Raw genomic sequence first — 20,391 nt, forward strand, 5'->3', positions numbered from 1 at the left:
GCTTTTGGGGCGATTATCTACGTATTGGCTACCTTGATCGCGCACTTTTACGCCACCTATGCAGCTCACTTCACTCGATTGGATCATTGTCTTCATCTTTTTTGCCGTGACCCTGGCCATCGGCCTGTGGGCCAGTCGGGGTTCCGGCAAGTCGACCCAGGACTTCTTCCTGTCGGGCCGCAACATGCCCTGGTGGCTGCTCGGCGTCTCCATGGTTGCCACCACCTTTTCGGCCGATACGCCCAACCTGGTGACCGACATCGTGCGCAAGCAGGGTGTGGCCGGCAACTGGGCCTGGTGGGCCTTCCTGCTTACCGGTATGCTTACGGTGTTCGTATACGCCCGACTGTGGCGGCGCTCCGGCGTGATGACCGACCTGGAATTTTACGAACTGCGCTACGCCGGCGGTCCGGCCCGATTCCTGCGGCAGTTCCGGGCGATCTACCTGGGCGTCTTCTTCAACGTCATGATCATGGCCACCGTCTGCCTGGCGGGCATCAAGATCGCGGGCGTGCTGCTGGATATCGACCCCATCACCACCGTCGTGCTAGTCTCCGTCGTTACGGTATTGTATTCCGCCCTGGGTGGCCTTAAAGGGGTGATCCTTACCGACTTCGTGCAATTCACCTTCGCGATGGCGGGGGCCATCTGGGCCGCCTACTATGTGATCAACCTTCCGGTCATCGGCGGACTGGAGGGGCTGCTCTCCCACCCGGAAGTCACTGAAAAATTGGATTTGGTGCCGGACTTCGACAACCCTGAGGTGTATGTCCCCCTGTTCGTCGTGCCGATCGCGGTGCAGTGGTGGAGCGTCTGGTACCCGGGCGCGGAGCCCGGCGGGGGCGGCTACGTGGCCCAGCGCATGCTCGCGGCCAAGAACGAAAACCATGCCGTCGGTGCTACCCTGCTGTTCAATGCCTTTCACTACGCCCTGCGGCCCTGGCCCTGGATCCTAATCGCCCTGGCCTCCATCGTGGTGTTTCCCGACCTGGACAGTATCGCCGCGGCTTTCCCCAACGTGGCCGCGAACGTGATTAACGACGACCTGGCCTACCCCGCCATGCTCAGCTTTTTGCCCGCTGGATTGCTCGGACTCGTCATCGCATCGCTCATCGCGGCTGTGATGTCCACCCTTTCCACCCACCTCAACTGGGGATCGAGCTACGTGGTCCACGACTGGTACCACCGCTTCATCGACCCCGACGCCAGCGAAGATCGCCTGGTACTCATCGGCCGCATCAGCACGGTCCTGCTCATGGTTATGGCGGCCGTGCTGGCCCTGGCCCTATCCAATGCGCTACAGGCCTTCGCGATTCTCCTGCAAATCGGTGCCGGAACCGGCCTGATCTTCATTCTCCGGTGGTTTTGGTGGCGCATCAACGCCTACACCGAGATCGCGGGCATGTTTATCTCTTTCGTGGTGGCCCTTTTTCTGGAGTTTGCCTGGCTCCCGCTGGGGCTGCCCGAACTGGCCGGCTACGCCAAACTGCTGCTCGGCATCGGCATCACTACCGTGGGCTGGCTGACGGTGACCTTCGCCACCCGTCCTACCGACATGAAAACGCTGCAGAACTTCTATACCACTACCCGACCCGGCGGACCGGGCTGGGATCCCGTGGTCGCTACGCTGCCCGCACACGCCGACACCAGTGCCGACGGACAGCTTCCGCTGCGCATACTGGCCATGCTCGTCGGGGCGGTCACCATCTATTCCATTCTTTTCGCTACCGGCTTCTTCTTGTACAACAACCTCAGCGCCACGCTGATAGCCGGACTTATTGCCGCGGCCGGCATCGTGGCCCTGCTGTTCATATGGAGCAAGTTGAATAAGCCAAAGCCGCGGATCGTTTAGGTCGGCCTACCGGCGCAACCGTTTTTGGTGTGATCGCGTTTCCTGACTTCCTCATTAACCGGTATGTCAGATATAGCCACCATCGAACGGGCCATTGCCCCCCTTCACCACCGCCTCACCACCCACCGCATATACGACCTCCTGCGCGACGTCGATGACATCCGCATTTTCATGGAGCAGCACGTTTACGCGGTGTGGGATTTCATGTCCCTGCTCAAGGCCCTGCAGAACGAATTGACCTGCACCACCCTACCGTGGAAGCCGAGCCCCAACCCCCGCACCGCCCGCTTCATCAATGAGATCGTACTGGGAGAAGAAACCGACGTCGACCGCCACGGCGTACCCGTCAGTCACTACGAACTCTACCTCGAAGCCATGGAAGAAATCGGTGCCGATACCTCCCCCATCCGCGGGTTGCTGTCGCGCATCGACAGCCTCGCGAGCGCCCGTACCGTCTTGCGGGAGGCTGGCCTGGGCAAGGGCGTGACCAGCTTTGTAGACTACACCTTCGAACTCATTGCCGGCGGTGAGGCCCACCAGATCGCCGCGGCCTTCACCTTCGGGCGGGAAAGCATTATCCCCGAACTCTTCATCGAAATCCTCAATGGATCGCCGGAAGATAAAAGCCGGTTTCCGCGATTGGTGTACTACCTCGAGCGCCACATTGAGGTGGACGGCGACGAGCACGGCCCCCTCTCGGAAGCCATGGTCGCCGAACTCTGCGGACAGGACGTCACCAAGTGGGCCGAGGCGCAGTCGGTAGCCCAGGAAGCCCTGCGCCGGCGTATCGGCCTGTGGGATGCCATTGCGGAGTCGCTAGAGGCGGCTACTGCTGCCGAACAGCCGGTGGCGGGCTAGCCATCCGGAGGTATACGCCGTTGCTCCAGCCGAAGCCGTCCTGAACGGGATATTCGCCCCCGCCCGCTTCCAGGGTCATGTCTTCCACGTTGTATTTCTCGACCATCTTGTCGACGTTCTCGTACACCCGTTCGTTGTTTTCCATCCACCGCTCCCGGATGGTTTCGGCGAGTGCGTCGTAGCCGTAGTTGCGCAATCCTACGTAGGCCATCCACTGCAGGGGGGGCCATCCGTTCGGGGCGTCCCACTGCTGCCCCGTCTCTTTCAGACTGGTACGCAGCCCGCCGGGAGCCAAAAAATTGTTCTCCAGCCGCAGGGCAACGGCTCCGGCATGGGCAGGGCTGGCCGCGCCAACGAAGAGGGGATAGATACCCGCCAGCGTGTGGTAGCCGGTAAATTGCCCGGTGGTCCAGTTCAGGTCCTCGTACCAGTTGCTTTGGGTGTTAAAAAGGTAGGTTTCGATGGCCTCCTTGCGCCGTTCGGCCCGGCGGGTCCAGGCTTCCTTCTCGGGGATGAGTTCGGTGTGTTCGGCAATGGTGTGCTCCAGGTGGTAAAGCAGGGCGTTCAGGTCGGGCGGCACGATATCGGTGGTAATGATGGTCGACAGCTTTTCCCCGTCGGCAAACCAGCGCGCACTGAAGTCCCAACCGGATTCGGCGGCGGAGCGCAGGTGCCGTGCGACCAACTGGCTGTCGCGCCCACTTTCGCGGATGGTCATCACATCTTCGCGGTAGCTCTCGGCGCGCGGCCGGTCGCCACTGTCGTAGTACCGGTTCAGGTAGACGCTGTCCGCCATCCACACCACGTGCTGCACGGCGCGGTTGTCGGGCCCCGTTTGTTCCTGTCCTTCCATCCAGAAGGCGTGCTCCGTCTGCATCTCCTCCAGAAACTCGGCGTACACGTCCGGGCCTTCCATTCCGGCCAGCACCTCCACCATGTGCGAAAAGAAGGGCGGCTGGGAGCGCGTCAGGTAGTAGGTGCGGTTGCCGTTGGGGATGAAACCGATCTCCCGGATCAGGTAGGCGAAGTTTTCCACCATGTCGCGCACGAGGCTATCCTTGCCGGCGGCCGCCAGGCCCAGCATGGTGAAGTAGCTGTCCCAGTAGTAAACTTCGCGGAAGCGGCCGCCGGGTACCACGTAATCTTCCGGCAGGACGATCAGGCTGCCGGCACTGCCTTCGTCGCTGCCGGCCTCCCGGGTCAGTACCGGCCACAGGCTGTTGACGTGCTCGCCGATGGAACGGTCTCCGTCGCTGACGAATCCGTTCTGCGGGGTAGCCGGAGGATCGAAATGGCCGTTGACGAAAGCGCGCAGGTTGAAGTCTTCCGTACCCTTCCGATTCTCATAGTCGGCCATGATTTCCCGTGCGCTGCGGCGAGGTACCATGTCCACGAAGGTCTTGCCGTCGTCGAAGACCTGCTGCATCTGCACTTCGCGGAACAGCTCGCCGAACAGCTCGTCGGGGGCCCGCAGCCGTTCCTCGTTGAGGCTGTCGGTGGTGACGTTTACCGTTTCCGGCCCGCTGGTCTGCGGATCGGCGTTGCACGACAGGAAAGCCAGCAATAACAGAAAGTAGAGGTAGCGCATAGCGGTAAAAAGTTGGTGAAGTGGTGGTCGGGCGCCCTACCCAAGTGGAAGGTTGGACGTGGAAAGTAAGCGCAGGGCTTCACCAGATGTTCGTCACCGGCCTACCTTCGCGCCATGCCCAGCTACACCGCCGACTACCTCTTTCCCATTGCCTCCGACCCCATCCGCAACGGAATCATCGTCCTCGACGACGCAGGACGGGTGACGGACCTACTGGACCCCGCATCTCCCGATTTCACGGCACCCGCGGACGCGCCCGAACGCATCGACGGCATCCTCATTCCCGGATTCATCAACGCCCACTGCCACCTCGAACTCAGTCACCTGCAGGGCAAAAGCGCCACGGGCAAGACCCTGCTCCCCTTCCTGGTTGACGTGGTGACCCTGCGGGAGGTACCCCAGGCCGAGATCGAGGCGACCATCCGCGAGCAGGACCGCCGGATGTGGGAAGCGGGCATCCAGGCGGTGGGCGATATCTGCAATAAACCGGACACCGCCGCGGTGAAACGCGAAAGCCCGATCAGCTACTACAGCTTCGTGGAGATGTTCGACTTTCTGCAGGAAGACCGCGCGCAGGCCAGTTACGATATGTACCTGCCGGCCTACGACGCCCAACCGGAACCGAAAAGCGCGGTGCCGCATGCGCCCTACACCGTTAGCAACGCCCTCTACGCCAAGATCAACGCCTTGAACCGGGGGCATGAGTCGGTGAGCATCCACAACCAAGAAACCGTAGCCGAAGACGAACTCTTCCTGACGGGCCGGGGTGATTTCCGGGAATTCTTTGCCGGCTTTGGCGCTAACCTAGAGCAGTTCACGGCACCGGGCACCCCCTCGATCTACCACGCCATGCAGCACATGGTCCCCCGGCAGCGCACCCTGTTCGTACACAATACCTTGACTACGCCGGAGGCTATACTGGCGGCCACCACCTGGGGAGAGAACGGGGTGTACTGGGTCACCTGCCCCAACGCCAACCTCTACATTGAGAACCGCCTGCCGCGCTACGCGCACTTCCTGAATGCCGGCGCAAAGGTGTGCATCGGTACCGACAGCCTGACCTCCAACTGGCAACTGAGCGTGCTAGAGGAACTCAAAACGATCAACCGCTACCAGAGCTACGTGCCTTTCACTACCCTGCTCCAGTGGGCCACCCTGAACGGGGCCGAAGCTTTGCAATTTGATCAGGAACTGGGCAGTCTGGAAAGTGGCAAACGTCCCGGTTTACTGGCGCTGGAGGGCCTGGCGGGCTCCGACCCCGACAGTTTCCGGTTTACTCCGGATTGCCGGATAAGGCGATTAATCTAACCGTAACGGGATCACCCCCCCGCCAGCAGGGGCACGTAGGTGGCCGGCAACTCCTCGCCTATGGTCCGGCTGAGGTGAAAAGCCCGGCCGATCTCCCGGATCGAGTCCGCTATCGGGATGTACGGTTTCCCTATTTCCCATACGTAGCGACTGCCGTCGTAGCGGTAGGTCGACTGCACGGTACGGTGGCTGTCCAGCGTGATCAGGGGCGTCTGTCCCGTAGCGCGGGCCCGCAAGCCTTCCAGGGGCCACAGCAGGGAGGACTGCCAGCGCGGCATGGCGTAGGAGGGCGGCGGGGCGGAAATGCTTTCGGCAATGGCGGTGAGGGCTTCGCGCCAGGTGAGGTTGGCCGCACTCAGCAGGAAGCGGTCCCGGTCCAGGTTGCGGTCCAGCACGGCGAGTACGGCGGCGGCAACGTCGCGTACATCAACAAATCCGTTGGCTCCAAGCGGATAGGCGCGCGCGCCGTCGGCGGCGCGGCGCCAGAGGGCGGGGGTATTGCTGCCTTTCCAGTCGCCGGCCCCGAGCACCACCGACGGGTACAGGGCGGCCACCGATAGTCCTTCGGCCTGTCCGCGCCAGACTTCCCGCTCCGCTGCGAATTTCGAGCGGCCGTAGGCAGTGGGAATCTTGTCCAGGGGCCAGCGGTCGGTGATCCCGGTGGGGCTGCCGCCGTCGACCCGGTTGAGGGCGGCCACGGAGCTCAGGTACACCAGTCGGGGCGTACCGGCCTCCAGCATCATATTGACCAGGTTGGCCGTACCGCCGGCGTTCACCCGCAGCATCTCATCTTCCTCCCCCGGCTGGTAAGAAACGCGGGCGGCAGCGTGGATCACCGTGTCGATTCCGGCCAGCGCATCGACCAGGCTTTCCGGGTCGGTAACGTCACCTTCCCGCAGCGTACACCATTCACCCAGCTCGGTGAGTTGCCCAGTATCCGCCCCCTCCCGGACTAGGGTCGCGAATGGGCGTCCCGAGGCCGCCAGGGCGCGAGAGAGGTAGTAGCCGATAAAGCCGGTGGCGCCGGTCAGGAGAATGCTAGGCGGCATACAGGGCACCGTTGATTGTGTCGCGCTCCGCGCCGGTAGCGGAGGCCAGGCTATTGGGAAGGCCTTCCAGCCGAAAGAGCGCGCACAGGGCCACGAGGGCGGCCTCCTTAAAGTCGGTGGTGGGCCCCGTCCCCGCGGTGAACTGCAGCGGACTGTCGGACGGGCGGGCGGCTTGGAGCTGGTCCATAAGAAATGCATTGTGGGCACCGCCACCGGTCACGAGGACCGTGAGCGCACCGCTGCCACTTTCAGCCCGGTACTGCCGGGTGAACTCCCCAACCAGGGTCCGGGCGAGCCAGGTAGCGAAGGTGTGGAGGCGGTCGGCCGGGGATCCGGCGTGGTCGCGCAGGACGGGCCAGAGTTCTTCCACTACCCACTGGTTGCTCAGCGATTTCGGGGAGGGGGCCCGGTGAAAGGGCATCCGGTCGAGCGCCGCCGCGAGTTCGGGGAGGGGGCGGCCGGAGCGCGCCAGGTTGCCGTTGTGATCGTAGGCGGCACCGGTTTCCCGGGCCAGGCGATCCATGATCTGGCAGCAGCCACTTACGTCGCCGGCCAGGTAGTCGCCGCCGGGGCGTCGGTAGCTGTAGTTGGCGATTCCGCCGAGGTTGAGAAAGGCACCGTAGTCCGGGAACAGGTGGCGGTCGGCTACCGGGGCCAGGGGTGCTCCCTGCCCGCCCGCCGCGATGTCAGCGGTGCGCAGGTCCGTCACTACGGGAAGTCCCAGGCGGACCGCAATGCGGGCGCCGTGACCAATTTGCAAAGTATAGCCCCGGGAGGGTTCGTGATAGACGGTGTGGCCGTGACAGCCGACAAGTTCGGGTCGGTCGGATCCTTCCAGAAATTGGGCGGCGCGATCACCGATCCAGTCGCCAAGCTCGGCGTCCAGGCGGTACAGTTCCGTAGCGCTGAGCTCCGAAGCGCGCGCCAGTCGCGACCGCCATTCTTCGGGATAGGAAATGGTATCGGCCTTGAGGATGGACCAGTCGGTCACCGGATCGATAGCCTCGCCATCGAGGGCGAAGGAACACACCGCCAGGTCGATCCCATCGAGGGAGCTACCCGACATAATGCCGAGGACGGTATGCCGGGTAGCGGACACCTGGTTTACAGGTTCTCGTTGAAGGTCATGGTGTACTTCGCCATGGCCTCTATCTCCTCGGGGGAGAGAATATCCTTGAAGGGGGTCATTACGCCGTTTTCACTGCCGTTCGTAATGATATTGACGCGGTAGGCCAGATCACGGGTTGATTCCTGCAGGTTGGCCGCACCGTTGGTGCCCATATCACCGTACAATCCGTGGCAGGCGATACAGCGGATTTTCCAAATTTTCTTGACGTCGATATCCTGGGCCGCGGCAACGGCCGGGGTTTCACCGGGGGCTTCCGAGACCGTTTCCTCGCCGCCTCCGCAGGCCAGCATGATCAGGGTAAGCAGGAGCAGGGGGAAGAGCCTTTTCATAGTTGCAGTCATCTTTAAGTTTGTAGCGGGAAAGGTAAGCCAAGGTGGACTAAGTGCCCGTTTGGATTATGCTTTTCTGGTCGAAAACGGCCAACTATTTACGGCTGCCGGGCACCGAACGCGTACGACGACTGGGTTGTCAGACCGCATACACCGATGCCCGACGGGCTAAACAGAAGCCGTTGGCCGGCCGGATGTTAATGTCCGCACCCGCTTCAGTTATAAACCGGCACGCCCTGGATTGTTGCGCCCGGAGGCCGACCACTAAAGTTTTTGCCCGAATAGTACCCTACGCCGAATAAACTCCCTATCTTTGCGGGCCGATAGCGAAACAGCGCGAAAGTATTAACGAATGGAAGTTGTAAAAGTAAGCGGAGAAGTCCGCGAGAACCTGGGAAAGAAAGCATCAAAGGAGGCCCGCCGCAACGGACGGGTTCCCGCCGTCATCTACGGTGCCGGTGACCCCGTACACTTCAGCATTGACCCGCTGGACGTCCGCGACCTGGTGTACACCCCCGATTTCAAGCTCGCCGAGCTCAGCGTGGCCGGTGCCACCCACCGCGCTATTGTTAAGGACTACCAGTTCCACCCCGTCACCGACCAGCTCCGGCACATCGACTTCCTAGCCCTGGAAGACGGTCGCACCATCAAGGTGGAGGTACCCGTTACCTTCTCCGGTACCAGCCCCGGCGTTCGTGGCGGTGGTAAGCTGCAGGTCAGCGTACGCCGGATTAAGATCAAAACGACCCCCGAGCACCTCGTTGACCACCTGACCCTCGACATCAGCGAACTTGAACTCGGACAGAGCATCCGCGTCCGCGACCTCGACCCCATCGAAGGCGTAGAGATCCAGAACCCCGCCGGCCAGCCTATCGCTACGGTAGAAGTACCGCGCGCCCTGCGTTCGGCCGCTACCGCCGAGAAGAAGGCCGCCGAGAAGGACGCCAAGAAAGCCGCCAAGGCACCCGTGGCCTAAACCGCCCCGAACGCCCCTGGCACCCAAGAAAAAGGGTAAGCTACCGACCGGTGGCTTACCCTTTTTTCGTTGATCGACCGGGCCGCGGAACCACATTTTGTTTCAGGGCGGGATATTCCCTATTTTTGTTGGTGAATTCGACCCTTACTGCTACCGACAACCCATGAAGAAACAGAAAGTAAACCGGAAGTACAATTTCCCGGACGCCGACCTTTACCAGATGGCGATGGACAGCATCCGGTTGGCCAAGCGGGACCTCGATAAGTTCAAAAGCGGCTACCAGTACGGCGGCCACCGCCTGAAAGGCTACCACGACCGCTGCCAACGCTTCGTGGAAATGCCGGACGATGATGAATTACTCGGCGACCAGATGGTGGTAACGGACAAAAAGTACGAAGCCGCCGAGCAGCTCCGCCACGCCATCCGTTCCGTAATGACCCGCGTCCGTATGGCCTTCAGCAACCGCACGGGACGCTACCGCAAGTTCGGCACCGCCAAGATGGGCGACATGACCGACGCCCAGCTCCTCTTCTGCGGCCGCCGCGTCATCCGCGTGGCCCGGGCGCAGTGGGATTTCCTGGCCGATACCGGCCTGAACGAAAGCCACCTGGAACGGCTCGCCAAAGCCTGTCAGGCCTTTGAACTGGCGATGAACATCCAGCAGGACAAGGTGGCCGACCGGGATATCCACGTCGAATCGCGGATCGACCTGGGCAACCTCATCTACGACGAGCTGATTACGGTCTGCGACATCGGCAAGGACATCTGGGCAGAGACCGACCGCGCCAAGTACGACGCCTACTGCATCTACGAGAGCAACATGGAGCAGAAGCGCATCGCCAAGCAGGTGCCGTAACCGGCTGCCTATCTTCGCCCCCGATATGGGGGATCTTACCGCAATTCTCTGCTGGCTGCTGCTGGCCACCGCTTTCGGCGTGCTCACCGTACGGCGGGGTAGCCTCTCCACGAGTGGTGCCCTGGCCGCGGTGGTCCTGGGTTTGACGGTGGTGTTCACCGCCGGCCCCCGGTGGCTGCTGCCCCTGTTCGCTTTCTTCGCCAGCAGTACGCTGATCGACCGACTCCTGCCGGCCCGGGGAATCTCCGGTGACGTCAAGGACCGGCAGCCCCGCGATGCCGTGCAAGTGTTCTGCAACGGTGGGATCTACGGTCTGGTGGCCCTCTGGGGTTGGGATCCCAAATTGCTGCTGGTGGCTGCTGCCGTGGCTACCTCCGATACCTGGGCCAGCGCGGTGGGCAAGTACTTTCGGCAACCTACACTGGACATCCTACGGCTGCGGGAGGTACCCCCGGGCCTGAGCGGTGGCGTTAGCGTGGCGGGAACCGTGGGCGGGGCCGCGGGTGCCATACTGATCGCCCTGCTGGGTTTCGTGGTTTTGGAGGGGTTTTCCTGGGGGGCAGGAGCCTGGGTTGCCGCCTTTGGTTTCTGCGGGATGGTGGTTGATTCCGTGTTGGGTGCCGGCCTGCAGGCGCGGTACCGACATGAGGATGGTGGACTCAGCGACCGCGAGGTGCCCGGGGCGCAGCTAGTGGCCGGGCGGGCGTGGATGACCAACGACCTCGTCAACCTGCTGGCGATCGCCGGTGCTACCACCGTTGCCGGCTGCATGCTGCTGTAGGTCAGGTACGGTGCTAGTCATCCAGTAGCTAAACCACCCTCCCCGGCACTGGCTGTCCGCTACGGCACCCGCGACCCCGGCAAAGCGGTTACCTTCGCGGCAAATATCGATACGTAATGAAAGCCGCCAAAACACTGCTGGTCATCCTCGACGGATGGGGACTCGGTCAGCGCCCCGAAGCCGACGCCCTGGCGCAGGCCGAAACGCCGCACTTCGACCGCATTTTCAAGTCTAACCCGCACGCCACCCTCGTCACCTACGGAGAAGAGGTGGGACTGCCCGAAGGACAGATGGGCAACTCCGAAGTGGGCCACCTCAATATCGGCGCCGGGCGGGTAGTATACCAGAGTTTCGCGCGCATCAACAAGGCCATCCGCGACGGTGAACTGCGGCAACTCGATATCCTGCAGGAAGAACTGCGCTACGCCCGCGAAAACGGCAAGGCAGTGCACCTGATGGGCCTGCTCAGCGACGGCGGCGTACACAGCCACCTCAAGCACCTGCTGCACCTCTGCGACGTGGCCAACGAGGCGGGGAACGAGAAGGTATACATACATGCCTTCACCGACGGCCGCGACGTGGCCCCTACCTCCGGCAAGGGCTACCTGCAGACCCTGCTGGAACACATCAAATTCCAGCCCGCGCGCTTGGCCACCGTTACCGGCCGCTTCTACGGCATGGACCGGGATACCCGCTGGGAACGGATTGCGGAGGCTTACCACGCGATGGTCAACGCGCAGGGAGAGCGGACGCGCGACATACTCGACACCGTGCAGCGCCATTACGAGGCCGGCACTACGGATGAGTTCCTGAAGCCGATCGTGCTCACCGATGCCGACGATCAACCGGTCGCAAAGATCGAGGAAGGCGACGTGGTGCTCTGCTTCAACTTCCGCACCGACCGGCCGCGGCAGATCACGCGGGCCCTCACCCAGGAGGACTTCCCGGAACAAAAAATGTACCGCTTCCGCGACCTGCACTACATCTGCATGACCCAGTACGACGAGAAGTTCGAGAACGTACGGGTGCTGTTCACGCCAGACGACCTGACCAAGACCATGGGACAGGTAGTCAGCGAAGCCGGAAAAACGCAGGTGCGCATCGCGGAAACGGAGAAGTACGCCCACGTTACTTTCTTCTTCAGTGGCGGACAGGAGGACGCCTTCCCGGGCGAGCGCCGCATCCTGATCGACAGTCCGCGCGACGTAGAAACCTACGACCTGAAGCCGGAAATGAGCGTGTACGGGGTGACCGACGCCATCGTACGGGACATCGAGGAGAACGCCCCGGACTTCATCTGTCTTAACTACGCCAACACCGACATGGTAGGGCATACCGGCGTGTGGGAGGCCGCCATCCGGGCCGCCGAAGCGGTGGACGAATGTCTGGGCCGATTGTTGGCTACGGCCGTGACCCACGGCTACCACGCACTGGTGATCGCCGACCACGGCAATTCGGACGTGATGATCAACGAGGACGGCAGCCCCAACACCGCGCACACCACCAATCCGGTACCGGTGGTATACGTGGGTGAGGCCGCCGATGAATTACTGTTTCGCGGCAACGGAAAACTGGGCGACGTGGCCCCTACCCTGCTGCAGCTGCTGGGCATACCCCAACCCAGGGAGATGACCGGACAAAGTTTATTCCTGTAATCGTTTCCGGCCGACACAACCCGGTGGGGGCTTAACCTATACCGGATCTGCTTGTTTGAGGGAAGTACCTATTGTATAAGACACATGAACTACCTCCTTCTCCCTCTTCTCATGGCCCTCAGTCTGGCCGCCTGCGACAGCCAGCGCAATAGCGTCGGTACCACCACCTCGGAAACCACGCCGGCCGCCGCCACCGCCAGCGATGCCCAACTGGCCGGCGGGATCACCATTGAGGAGCTTGACGCGAAGTACCCCGACGCCGAGAAGGCCTACTTCGCCGGGGGCTGCTTTTGGTGTACGGAGGCCTCATTCACCCGGATCCAGGGCGTGGAGGACGTATACAGCGGTTACGCGGGCGGTACGGCCGACAATCCGACCTACAAGCAGGTGAGCAGCGGACAAACGGAATACGCCGAGGCCATCGTGGTCTACTACGACCCGAACGAGATCACCTACGACAAGTTGCTGGATATCTTCTTCGTGGCGCACGACCCCACCCAGGTGGACCGGCAGGGCCCGGACATAGGTACCCAGTACCGCTCGGCCATCTTCCCCCTCAACGACGAGCAGCGGCAGCAGGCCGAGGCCAAGATTGCCAAGCTCAACGGCAGCGGGAAATTCGACCAGGAGATCGCCACGACCATCGAGGATTACGGTACCTTCTACGTGGCCGAAGCCTACCACCAGAACTACTACGAGGATCCCACCAATCCCAACCAGGGCTACGTACAGAGCGTGAGCCGCCCCAAGGTGGAGAAGGTGATGAAGGAGTTCAGTGACATCCTCAAGCCGGAATACAGGCAGTAGACCCTACCAGCGCCGGTGAGGTAACCGCCTCCTGGTGTTTCGCCGCCGCCCGGTACTCCACCCCAAATCCACTGCCCCATGCACGATATCGAGCCCCACTTCCAATGGCGCGACAACTACCGCGCAGAAGACGACGCCGCTTCCCCTTTTTACGGGCGCCGCTACAGTGAATTCAGCTACAGCAACCGCGTATACAACTACCTGCTGCACCCGCAGTGGGATGAGTTCGGATCCGAGACGCTGTACCTGAAAATCCTCTTTGTCGACTACGATGAACGCTACGCGATCATCGAACTCATCGGGGAATGGAACGACGCGCTCCACAACGATGTCATGTTCCTGAAGCGGGAGGTTATCGATTACCTGATGGCGGAGGGCATCACCCAGTATATCCTCATTATGGAGGGCGTGCTCAACTTCCACTCCGACACCGATGATTACTACGAAGAGTGGTACCAGGAGGTGGTGGATAACGGGGGTTGGATCGCGCTGCTGAACGTGCACGAACACGTAGCCGACGAAATGACCGGCTCGGGGCTGGACCGCTTCGTCCGCTACGGGGAGTACCTCAATCACCTCACCTGGCGGCCGCAGAAGCCGCGCCGCATCCACGAAGCGGTGGAGGGCCTGCTACAGACTGAAGTACGCAGGGTGTACTGATCAGGCGCGCTCGTCCTTGTGCTTGCGCAGCACGATCCGGCCAAGGCGGCGGTCGGGGCTCAGCGCTTCCGGGGAAACCTCTTGCCAGAAGCCTTTCAGGGTGCTGTCCCACAGGTCCGGTTTATAGACGATCTGGTACTGCCGGTTGAATTCGGGGATGATCTTGTTTTCCGGGTCTCCGACGAAATTCACCTCCGCCAGCGCCATCGAGCGGTCGTGGTAGAGGTAGCCTTGCAGGTCCATGCGCAAAATATTGCCGTCGGGCAGGGTGACGTAACTGCGCCCCGTGACCCGTTGCCCCTCGACGGTGATGTAGAGTTGCATGGGCAGCGTCTTGTCGGAATAGATCCCCCCCACCGTCATGGTGCCTTCCCAGAGTCCGTCCAGTGCCGGTTGGGCGGTCAGGCAGACGGGCAGCAGAAGCAGGGAAAGCAGGATAGTCTTCATTGGCGGGGAGGAATAGGCACGGGAAAATAAAGGAAATTGCGCTGGGAAGGTTCAGGGCGGTTCTGACGTCGGGCTTACCTTGCGTTCAGATGGCCGCCCCACCACCCCCCTACCGTGAACTGCTACACGCCCTCACCCTGGGCACCGCCCGCCGCTCCCTCGATCCGGCGGTGATGAAATGGCTCGACGAGCGTGGGGCAATCGATCCGGTGGCCGACGCCCCCGAACAGTTGCTCGCGGCCTGGGCGCTGGTAGAGCGGTCAGAGCGCGTTCGCGACCGCCCCCTTGGTGAGCTTCCCACCACCACGGCCATCGCGCCGCCGGAGACCCTGGCCGCCCCCACCCCCCGACTGGCCCGCGGCCTGCAACTGATGCTGGAAGGGACCTACGCGCAATTGTTGGACGAGGGGATCAACCTGCTGCTGGCTGCCGGTGCCTACCTCCCCCATGCCCTTCTGCCGGCCCTGCTCCCGCGCGCCGCCGCCGTACTTGATGAAGAACCCGAACGCGCGGCCCGCTGGATGCGCGCAACCGGCAACCGCGGACCCTGGCTGGCCGCCCAACATCCCGACTGGGCACCGCTGGGACCGAACTTTGACTACCCCGCCGCCTGGCGCCGCGAAGACCAACCCGGAAAACTGGCAACCCTCCTGGCGCGCTGGCGCCGCGCGGACCCCGCCGCCGCCCGCGAGGCCCTCGCCCGTAGTTGGGGCAATCTAAGCCCGCGCAGCCAGGAAATTACGGTAGAGGGCCTGCGGACAAACCTTTCCGAAGCAGACTGGCCATGGCTGCGCGAGTCCCTGGTTCCCAAACGCAAAGGCGTGCGCCGGACGCTGGCGGCCCTGCTCCTGCAGAGTGGAGAACCGGCGGCCCGGGAGGACTTTTTGCGGATCGCCCGATCGGTCTGTTCAGCCGACGAGGGTCGAAAGGGCAACACGCTGGATAGCCAGGATCGGGGGATTCTGAAGGCATACGGAGGTGTAAAGGCCCCGCAGACCATCCGGCAGCGGCTGCTGCAAATTATGCCTCCACCGGCCTGGATCGAGGTAAGCGGCCAGGCCCTGTCCGCTTTCTGGGCCGGCCTACCCGTGCTCGAACTGCGTGAAGCGGGTCGGGCCATCAGTGATTACGGCGACCCGGAAACGCGTACGGCCTTCCTGCGCTACCTGCTGCACGAGGAGCCGCAGCAGTTCCCACGCGAGGTGGCCGCTGACCTGATCCGGCAGTTGACAGCGACGGAATTTGAGGAACTGTACGAAGAGTTACTCACGCGGCGCGACGACGCACTTCGCCTGCGCGGACTGCCCCGATTTCTGGCCCTCCAACGCCCAACTGCGTGGAACGAGCGACTCACCAAAGCGATGGTGCGCCGCCTGCTCGACGACCTGCACAACCGGCAACTGGATTATACGACCCAACGTGACCTCGGACTGCACTGGCAGCAGTCCATCCCGCTGCTGGATCCCGAAGTATTCCCCTGGCTGCGGCAACAACTCCACACTACGGCCGAACGGCCCGATGCATTCGGCAAACTGGCAACCCAGATGCTGCAGACTACCTCCTTCCGACGGCAGTTGCGCCAGCCGTGATGCGTATATTTGCGGCCGCGTATGGACCGTAAACAACACGAACTCCGCAACCTGCTGCCCCGCGAGGTACTCCAGGCCCGTCTCGACGCCGAAACGGAGCCCCGGATCACCCTGTCGTTCTACCGCTATGCCCGTATCGACGACCCGCAGGCCTTTCGCGACGACTGCTACGCGCGCTGGGAACCCCTCGGGGTACTGGGGCGCATCTACGTAGCCACCGAGGGCATGAACGGGCAGCTTTCCGTCCCTTCATCTCATCTCGATGCCTTCCGCGAAGCACTGTACAGCGTGCCCTTCCTGGAAGGGACCCGGCTCAACATCGCCATCGAAGCCGAGGCACGCTCCTTCCTGAAATTGATCATCAAGGTGCGCCCTAAGATCGTGGCCGACGGGCTCGACGACAAGACCTTTGACGTGACCAAGCGCGGTCGCCACCTCAACGCCCGTGAGGTAAACGAACTACTCGACCGGGAAGACACCATCGTGGTCGACATGCGCAACCACTACGAAAGCGAGGTGGGCTACTTCGAGGGGGCCATCCGTCCGGCGGTAACCAATTTTCGCGACATCCTGCCGGTGGTGGAGGACCTGCTGGAAGACCAGAAGGACAAGGAAATCGTGATGTACTGCACCGGGGGAATCCGCTGCGAGAAGGCCAGCGCCTACTACCTGCACCGGGGCTTCGAGCGGGTGAGTATGGTCGACGGCGGCATCATCGAATACGCCCGGCAGTGCGAGGCCCAGGGGCTGGAAAAGAAGTACATCGGCAAGAACTTCGTTTTCGACGAGCGGCTCGGCGAGCGGATTACCGAGGACATCGTTAGCCGCTGCCACCAGTGCGGCCGGCCGAGCGACCGCCAACTCGATTGCGCCAATACCGCCTGCCACATCCTCTTCATCCAGTGCGAAGACTGTGCCGCGGACTATGCGGACTGCTGCTCGGAGGAGTGCCGCGATTTCAATCGGCTGCCGGAGGAAGAGCGTGCCCGACTGGCGCCGGGTCGTACCTTCAACGGACAGCGATACGGCAAGGCAATGCCGCCCCGCAGCGAACCGGAGGGCGGCGCCGGCATTCACTAGATATGACGCTTAAGATTTCCCTGCGGTCAGTGGCCGCGACTGCTATCCTGCTTTTCCTGTTCTCGTCCTGCGTACCCTTTTCCGGTGGGCGGGGCTCCGGTCCCGAAGACAATCCCCTGCGGGTCATGTCGTACAACGTCCGCTACGACTCCCCCGACGACGGCCGCAACCGCTGGGAGAACCGCCGTGACCTGCTGGTGAGTCAGGTGCTTTTCCACCACCCCCACGTCATCGGCACCCAGGAAGTACTTCCCAATCAGCTGGGCTATCTGCGCCGGCAGCTGGACGATTACGACTACGTCGGTGAGGGCAGGGACGGAGGTGATGAGGGGGAGTATTCCGCCCTCTTTTACGACAAGCGCAAGCTTCGGCTGGAAGACAGTGGAACTTTCTGGCTATCCCCCACGTCCGGACGGGTCTCCACCGGCTGGGATGCCGCCCTGCCCCGCGTCGTGACCTGGGCCCGACTGCGGAGGCTGGATACCCGCGAGTCATTCATAGCCTTTAACACCCACTTCGACCACCGCGGCGAACAGGCGCGCCTGGAAAGCGCCAAGTTGCTGGTCAACATGATCAGTCAGCTCAACCGCGACCGCCTCCCCGTGGTGGTGACCGGCGACCTCAACCTGACCCCGGACACCGAGGCCATTGGAATCCTCACCGGCTATCTGAGGGATGCCTACGCGGTCTCCCCCGTTCGCCTGGGGCCCGAGGGAACCTTTACCGGCTTCGACTACGACGCCCCGGCGGAGCGGCGCATCGACTACATCATGGTCTCACCGGGCGTTGAGGTCCTGCGGTTTGCCACCCTCACCGACGCCGTCAACCGGCGCTTCCCCTCCGATCACTTCCCGGTGGTGGCCGAGGTCGTGCTGCCCTGACCGAAGATACCTTTCAGTAGGTAATTGAAGACTTCCGGCGCGTTTAGCTTTTCCGGCTTTTCCTGCCGGCTGATAAATACAGGCAGGTCGCCGTCCGGCGCGCCCAGCCGGCCGTGGGATCCCTTCACCAGTTCCGGGCGCAGCGGCACTACGTCCATCAGCGTCCGGAAGCCCAGTTTTTTGCCTACCACCTTTAGTCCGATGCGGGGGATCATGAGCTTCTTGTCGGGATCGAGGAACATCTCGACTGGGTCATACCCAGGCTTCTTGTGGATATCGACGGTGCGTGCGTAATCGGGTGCCCGCGCATCGTCCAGCCAGTAGTAGTAGCTGAACCAGCTGCGGTCGTCGGCCACCGCTACCAGTTCCCCGGCCCGCTCGTGGTCGATTTTGTATTCCCGCTTCCCGTGCTCGTCCAGCAGCAATTCGATGCCGGGTTCGTCCTTGAGCAGGTCGCGGACGAGGGGGATGTCGGCCGGGTCCTGGATGTAAATGTGGGCGATCTGGTGGTCGCAGAGGGCGACGGCGCGGCAGGTGCCGACGTCAAGCAGCTCGGTCCCGCGTTCTTCCCGCACGCTGATCAGACCGGCCTCCCGCAGCCGCCGGTTGATGGGTACCGGCCGGTCGACGTTGGTGATGCCGTATTCGGAGAGCACGCAGACCTCCACGCCGTTGGCTTCGTAGTAGTTGATCAGCTTTTCCACCACGCCGTCGATTTCCCGCAGGTCCTGCCGCACCGAGGGGTGGTCGGTGCCGTGCCGCTGGAGGTTGTAGTCGAGGTGGGGCAGGTAGACCAGGTTCATCGTGGGCCGGTGCCACTCGTGCACCAGGCGGGCGGCGTCGGCGATCCACTGGCTGCTGACGATGTTGGTCCGGGGGCCCCAAAACGAGAACAGCGGGAAGGTACCCAGCTCCTGCGTCAGGCGGTGCCGCAATTCCATGGGGAAGGTGTAGCAGTCGGGCATCTTGCGACCGTCGGCGAGGTACTGGGGGCGCGGCGTCACGGTGTAGTCGACCGAAGCGTACATGGCGTACCACCAGCAGATATTGGCTACCGTGAAATTGGGATCGCGCTCGCGGGCTACCTCCCAGATCTTGGGCGACTGCACCAGGTGATTCGACTGTCTCCACAGCTTCAGTTCCATTTCGTCGCGAAACAACCAGCCGTTAGCCACGATCCCGTGGTCTCGGGGATATTTGCCAGTGAGGTAGCTCGTTTGCGCGGTCGTGGTCACCGCGGGCAGGGCGGGCCGCACGGTGGTGATTCGGCGGTTGGCCGACCACCGCGACAGAAAGGGGGTATCCGGACCGATTAGGTTAGCGGTGAGTCCTACGATGTTGAGGATGGCAGTGGGGCGCATGGTCGGTTAGTCTTGAAGTTGGCGGCGTACCCAGTCGAGTTCGCGGTGAATGGAATCGGTGAGCCCAAGCCGCTGGTGATCGGGCAGCACGTCCCAGGTGTAGGTTTCCACCTCCAGGTGGTTGGTGAAGGGCTCGGCCTGCCACAGCCGCAGCGTCTCCCGGATGGTGTCGTTGGTAGAGTGCAGCAGTCCGTAACTGTTGGCGTAGATGGGCACATGGAAGTGCGTCCGCAGGCTGCGGTAAGCCGGGTCATCCAGCACGTCCAGGGCCGGTGCCAGATCGGGGAAGCGGTCGATGCGGCCGTCGTCCCGCAGCAGGGCCGCCTGGTGCAGGTAGACGGGTTCGTCGTAGGGCCGCAGGCTTGCGCGGACTGATTCGCGGTCGCCCGTCAGGTCGGCCCGCAGGGCGGCGCTGATCTGCAATCGCCCGATCCGTACGCCCTCATCGAGCAAGGCGTGCAGGGCTTCGGCCGGCTCCTCAAAGGCTACCGCGAAGTGACAGACGTCGTAGCAAATGGCTAGGTGCCGACGGACGTCCGCCTCCCGGCCGCCCCGGGCCAGGCGGCGGTAGAAATCAAGAAATTCCCCGCTGTTCTCGAGCAGACCGTCGGGCTCCGGTTCCACGTCGAGGTGCAGGTCGAGCCCCGTGCGCTGGCGTATGGCGGCGAGGTGGTCGATCACCTCCAGGATATGTTGCTCCATCCGTTCGTAGCCGGGCACCCGCGCGCCGCCGCCCACCGGTGCGTGCCAGGGTTTGTAGGAGAGCGGTGAAGTTGAAACGCCGCCGTCCATCCCTTCCGGGAGCAGGGCAGCCAGGATGTCGAACAGGAGTTTGGTGTAGACCAAGCGCTCGCGGGTCGACCAGTCGGGAGCGTGCACCTCGTCCTTAACCCGCTCCCCGTGGAAGCCGCCGTAGGGGAATCCGTTCATGGTAAAAACGTAGCAGTCGTGCTCATCGAGCCACCGCCGGAAGGCCTTGAGGTTGCGGGGTTCGGCCAGTTCGCTCGCCGCGCGTCCCGACAGCCGCAGCCCGATACCGAAGGGTTGGTCCGGGCAGGATTTACGCTTTACTTCCAGCACGTGGCGCAGGCTGTGCCGCACCTCCGCCCAGCTTTCGCCGGGGTGAATGTTCGTACAGTAGGTCAGGTGATGGTCGGGTGCAATCTTCATAGGGCGCGGACGCGG

General features: G+C 62.7%; 19 protein-coding genes. 12 read left to right on the top strand and 7 right to left on the bottom strand.

The window, feature by feature from the left end; translation table 11 throughout:
* The first annotated feature begins 58 nt into the window (after positions 1 to 58).
* Complete coding sequence (locus tag E4021_RS04135) at positions 59 to 1,852, top strand: sodium:solute symporter family protein (RefSeq protein ID WP_136456630.1); 1,794 nt, start codon at positions 59 to 61, stop codon at positions 1,850 to 1,852.
* Between the two features lie 63 nt (positions 1,853 to 1,915).
* A complete protein-coding gene (locus E4021_RS04140; RefSeq protein ID WP_136456631.1) occupies positions 1,916 to 2,710 on the top strand; it encodes a DUF3050 domain-containing protein in 795 nt (264 codons plus the stop codon).
* On the opposite strand, the gene treF is transcribed toward E4021_RS04140, so the two are convergent.
* Positions 2,679 to 4,298: an alpha,alpha-trehalase TreF gene (gene treF / locus E4021_RS04145; protein ID WP_136456632.1), complete on the bottom strand. Its 1,620-nt coding sequence runs from the start codon at positions 4,296 to 4,298 to the stop codon at positions 2,679 to 2,681. The two genes, E4021_RS04140 and treF, sit on opposite strands and share 32 nt — an antisense overlap.
* 114 nt (positions 4,299 to 4,412) lie before the next feature.
* Between treF and E4021_RS04150 the strand changes: the two genes are divergently transcribed.
* Positions 4,413 to 5,606: an amidohydrolase family protein gene (locus tag E4021_RS04150; RefSeq protein WP_168797462.1), complete on the top strand. Its 1,194-nt coding sequence runs from the start codon at positions 4,413 to 4,415 to the stop codon at positions 5,604 to 5,606.
* Positions 5,607 to 5,617: 11 nt separating this feature from the next.
* Here E4021_RS04150 and E4021_RS04155 read toward each other — a convergent pair whose 3' ends face one another.
* Genes E4021_RS04155 through E4021_RS04165 form a run of 3 tightly spaced genes read right to left on the bottom strand, consistent with a single transcriptional unit; the run spans position 5,618 to position 8,113 of the window.
* The gene (locus tag E4021_RS04155) at positions 5,618 to 6,655 is read right to left on the bottom strand and encodes an NAD-dependent epimerase/dehydratase family protein (RefSeq protein ID WP_136456633.1); all 1,038 of its coding nucleotides are present in this window, start codon (positions 6,653 to 6,655) and stop codon (positions 5,618 to 5,620) included.
* The gene (locus tag E4021_RS04160; RefSeq protein ID WP_136456634.1) at positions 6,645 to 7,721 is read right to left on the bottom strand and encodes an anhydro-N-acetylmuramic acid kinase; all 1,077 of its coding nucleotides are present in this window, start codon (positions 7,719 to 7,721) and stop codon (positions 6,645 to 6,647) included. Before E4021_RS04160 ends, E4021_RS04155 begins: the two co-directional genes overlap by 11 nt.
* Before the next feature lie 38 nt (positions 7,722 to 7,759).
* A complete protein-coding gene (locus E4021_RS04165; RefSeq protein WP_168797463.1) occupies positions 7,760 to 8,113 on the bottom strand; it encodes a c-type cytochrome in 354 nt (117 codons plus the stop codon).
* Positions 8,114 to 8,465: 352 nt separating this feature from the next.
* Between E4021_RS04165 and E4021_RS04170 the strand changes: the two genes are divergently transcribed.
* The 6 genes from E4021_RS04170 to E4021_RS04195 all read left to right on the top strand — a co-directional run bounded on the left by E4021_RS04170 (position 8,466) and on the right by E4021_RS04195 (position 13,848).
* A complete protein-coding gene (locus tag E4021_RS04170; RefSeq protein ID WP_136456636.1) occupies positions 8,466 to 9,089 on the top strand; it encodes a 50S ribosomal protein L25 in 624 nt (207 codons plus the stop codon).
* A gap of 163 nt (positions 9,090 to 9,252) precedes the next feature.
* The gene (locus tag E4021_RS04175) at positions 9,253 to 9,945 is read left to right on the top strand and encodes a hypothetical protein (RefSeq protein WP_136456637.1); all 693 of its coding nucleotides are present in this window, start codon (positions 9,253 to 9,255) and stop codon (positions 9,943 to 9,945) included.
* 25 nt (positions 9,946 to 9,970) lie between these two features.
* A complete protein-coding gene (locus tag E4021_RS04180) occupies positions 9,971 to 10,726 on the top strand; it encodes a DUF92 domain-containing protein (protein WP_136456638.1) in 756 nt (251 codons plus the stop codon).
* A gap of 116 nt (positions 10,727 to 10,842) precedes the next feature.
* The gene (gene gpmI / locus E4021_RS04185) at positions 10,843 to 12,381 is read left to right on the top strand and encodes a 2,3-bisphosphoglycerate-independent phosphoglycerate mutase (RefSeq protein ID WP_136456639.1); all 1,539 of its coding nucleotides are present in this window, start codon (positions 10,843 to 10,845) and stop codon (positions 12,379 to 12,381) included.
* An 84-nt stretch (positions 12,382 to 12,465) separates the two neighbouring features.
* On the top strand, positions 12,466 to 13,188 hold the full coding sequence (gene msrA, locus E4021_RS04190) for a peptide-methionine (S)-S-oxide reductase MsrA (RefSeq protein WP_246050219.1): 723 nt from the start codon (positions 12,466 to 12,468) through the stop codon (positions 13,186 to 13,188).
* A gap of 78 nt (positions 13,189 to 13,266) precedes the next feature.
* Entirely contained in the window at positions 13,267 to 13,848 is a 582-nt protein-coding gene (locus E4021_RS04195; RefSeq protein WP_136456640.1) for a hypothetical protein, read from the top strand.
* Here E4021_RS04195 and E4021_RS04200 read toward each other — a convergent pair whose 3' ends face one another.
* The gene (locus E4021_RS04200) at positions 13,849 to 14,295 is read right to left on the bottom strand and encodes a hypothetical protein (protein ID WP_136456641.1); all 447 of its coding nucleotides are present in this window, start codon (positions 14,293 to 14,295) and stop codon (positions 13,849 to 13,851) included.
* A gap of 89 nt (positions 14,296 to 14,384) precedes the next feature.
* Here E4021_RS04200 and E4021_RS04205 point away from each other — a divergent pair, with 89 nt between their 5' ends.
* The 3 genes from E4021_RS04205 to E4021_RS04215 are packed head-to-tail and all read left to right on the top strand — an operon-like array spanning position 14,385 to position 17,845.
* Positions 14,385 to 15,884, top strand: coding sequence for a DUF5691 domain-containing protein (locus tag E4021_RS04205; protein ID WP_136456642.1), 1,500 nt, complete (start codon positions 14,385 to 14,387; stop codon positions 15,882 to 15,884).
* Between the two features lie 21 nt (positions 15,885 to 15,905).
* On the top strand, positions 15,906 to 16,964 hold the full coding sequence (trhO, locus tag E4021_RS04210) for an oxygen-dependent tRNA uridine(34) hydroxylase TrhO (RefSeq protein ID WP_136456644.1): 1,059 nt from the start codon (positions 15,906 to 15,908) through the stop codon (positions 16,962 to 16,964).
* Between the two features lie 2 nt (positions 16,965 to 16,966).
* Positions 16,967 to 17,845, top strand: coding sequence for an endonuclease/exonuclease/phosphatase family protein (locus E4021_RS04215; protein ID WP_136456646.1), 879 nt, complete (start codon positions 16,967 to 16,969; stop codon positions 17,843 to 17,845).
* On the opposite strand, the gene E4021_RS04220 is transcribed toward E4021_RS04215, so the two are convergent.
* Together E4021_RS04220 and eboE are read right to left on the bottom strand one after the other, a co-directional pair.
* Positions 17,809 to 19,206 (bottom strand): alkaline phosphatase family protein, encoded by a 1,398-nt coding sequence (locus E4021_RS04220; RefSeq protein ID WP_136456648.1) that lies wholly within the window; start codon positions 19,204 to 19,206, stop codon positions 17,809 to 17,811. The two genes, E4021_RS04215 and E4021_RS04220, sit on opposite strands and share 37 nt — an antisense overlap.
* A gap of 6 nt (positions 19,207 to 19,212) precedes the next feature.
* Complete coding sequence (gene eboE, locus E4021_RS04225; protein WP_136456650.1) at positions 19,213 to 20,376, bottom strand: metabolite traffic protein EboE; 1,164 nt, start codon at positions 20,374 to 20,376, stop codon at positions 19,213 to 19,215.
* Positions 20,377 to 20,391: the final 15 nt, after the last annotated feature.

The sequence above is a fragment of the Neolewinella litorea genome, from assembly GCF_004803465.1.
In the GTDB taxonomy this organism is placed as follows: Bacteria; Bacteroidota; Bacteroidia; order Chitinophagales; family Saprospiraceae; genus Neolewinella; species Neolewinella litorea.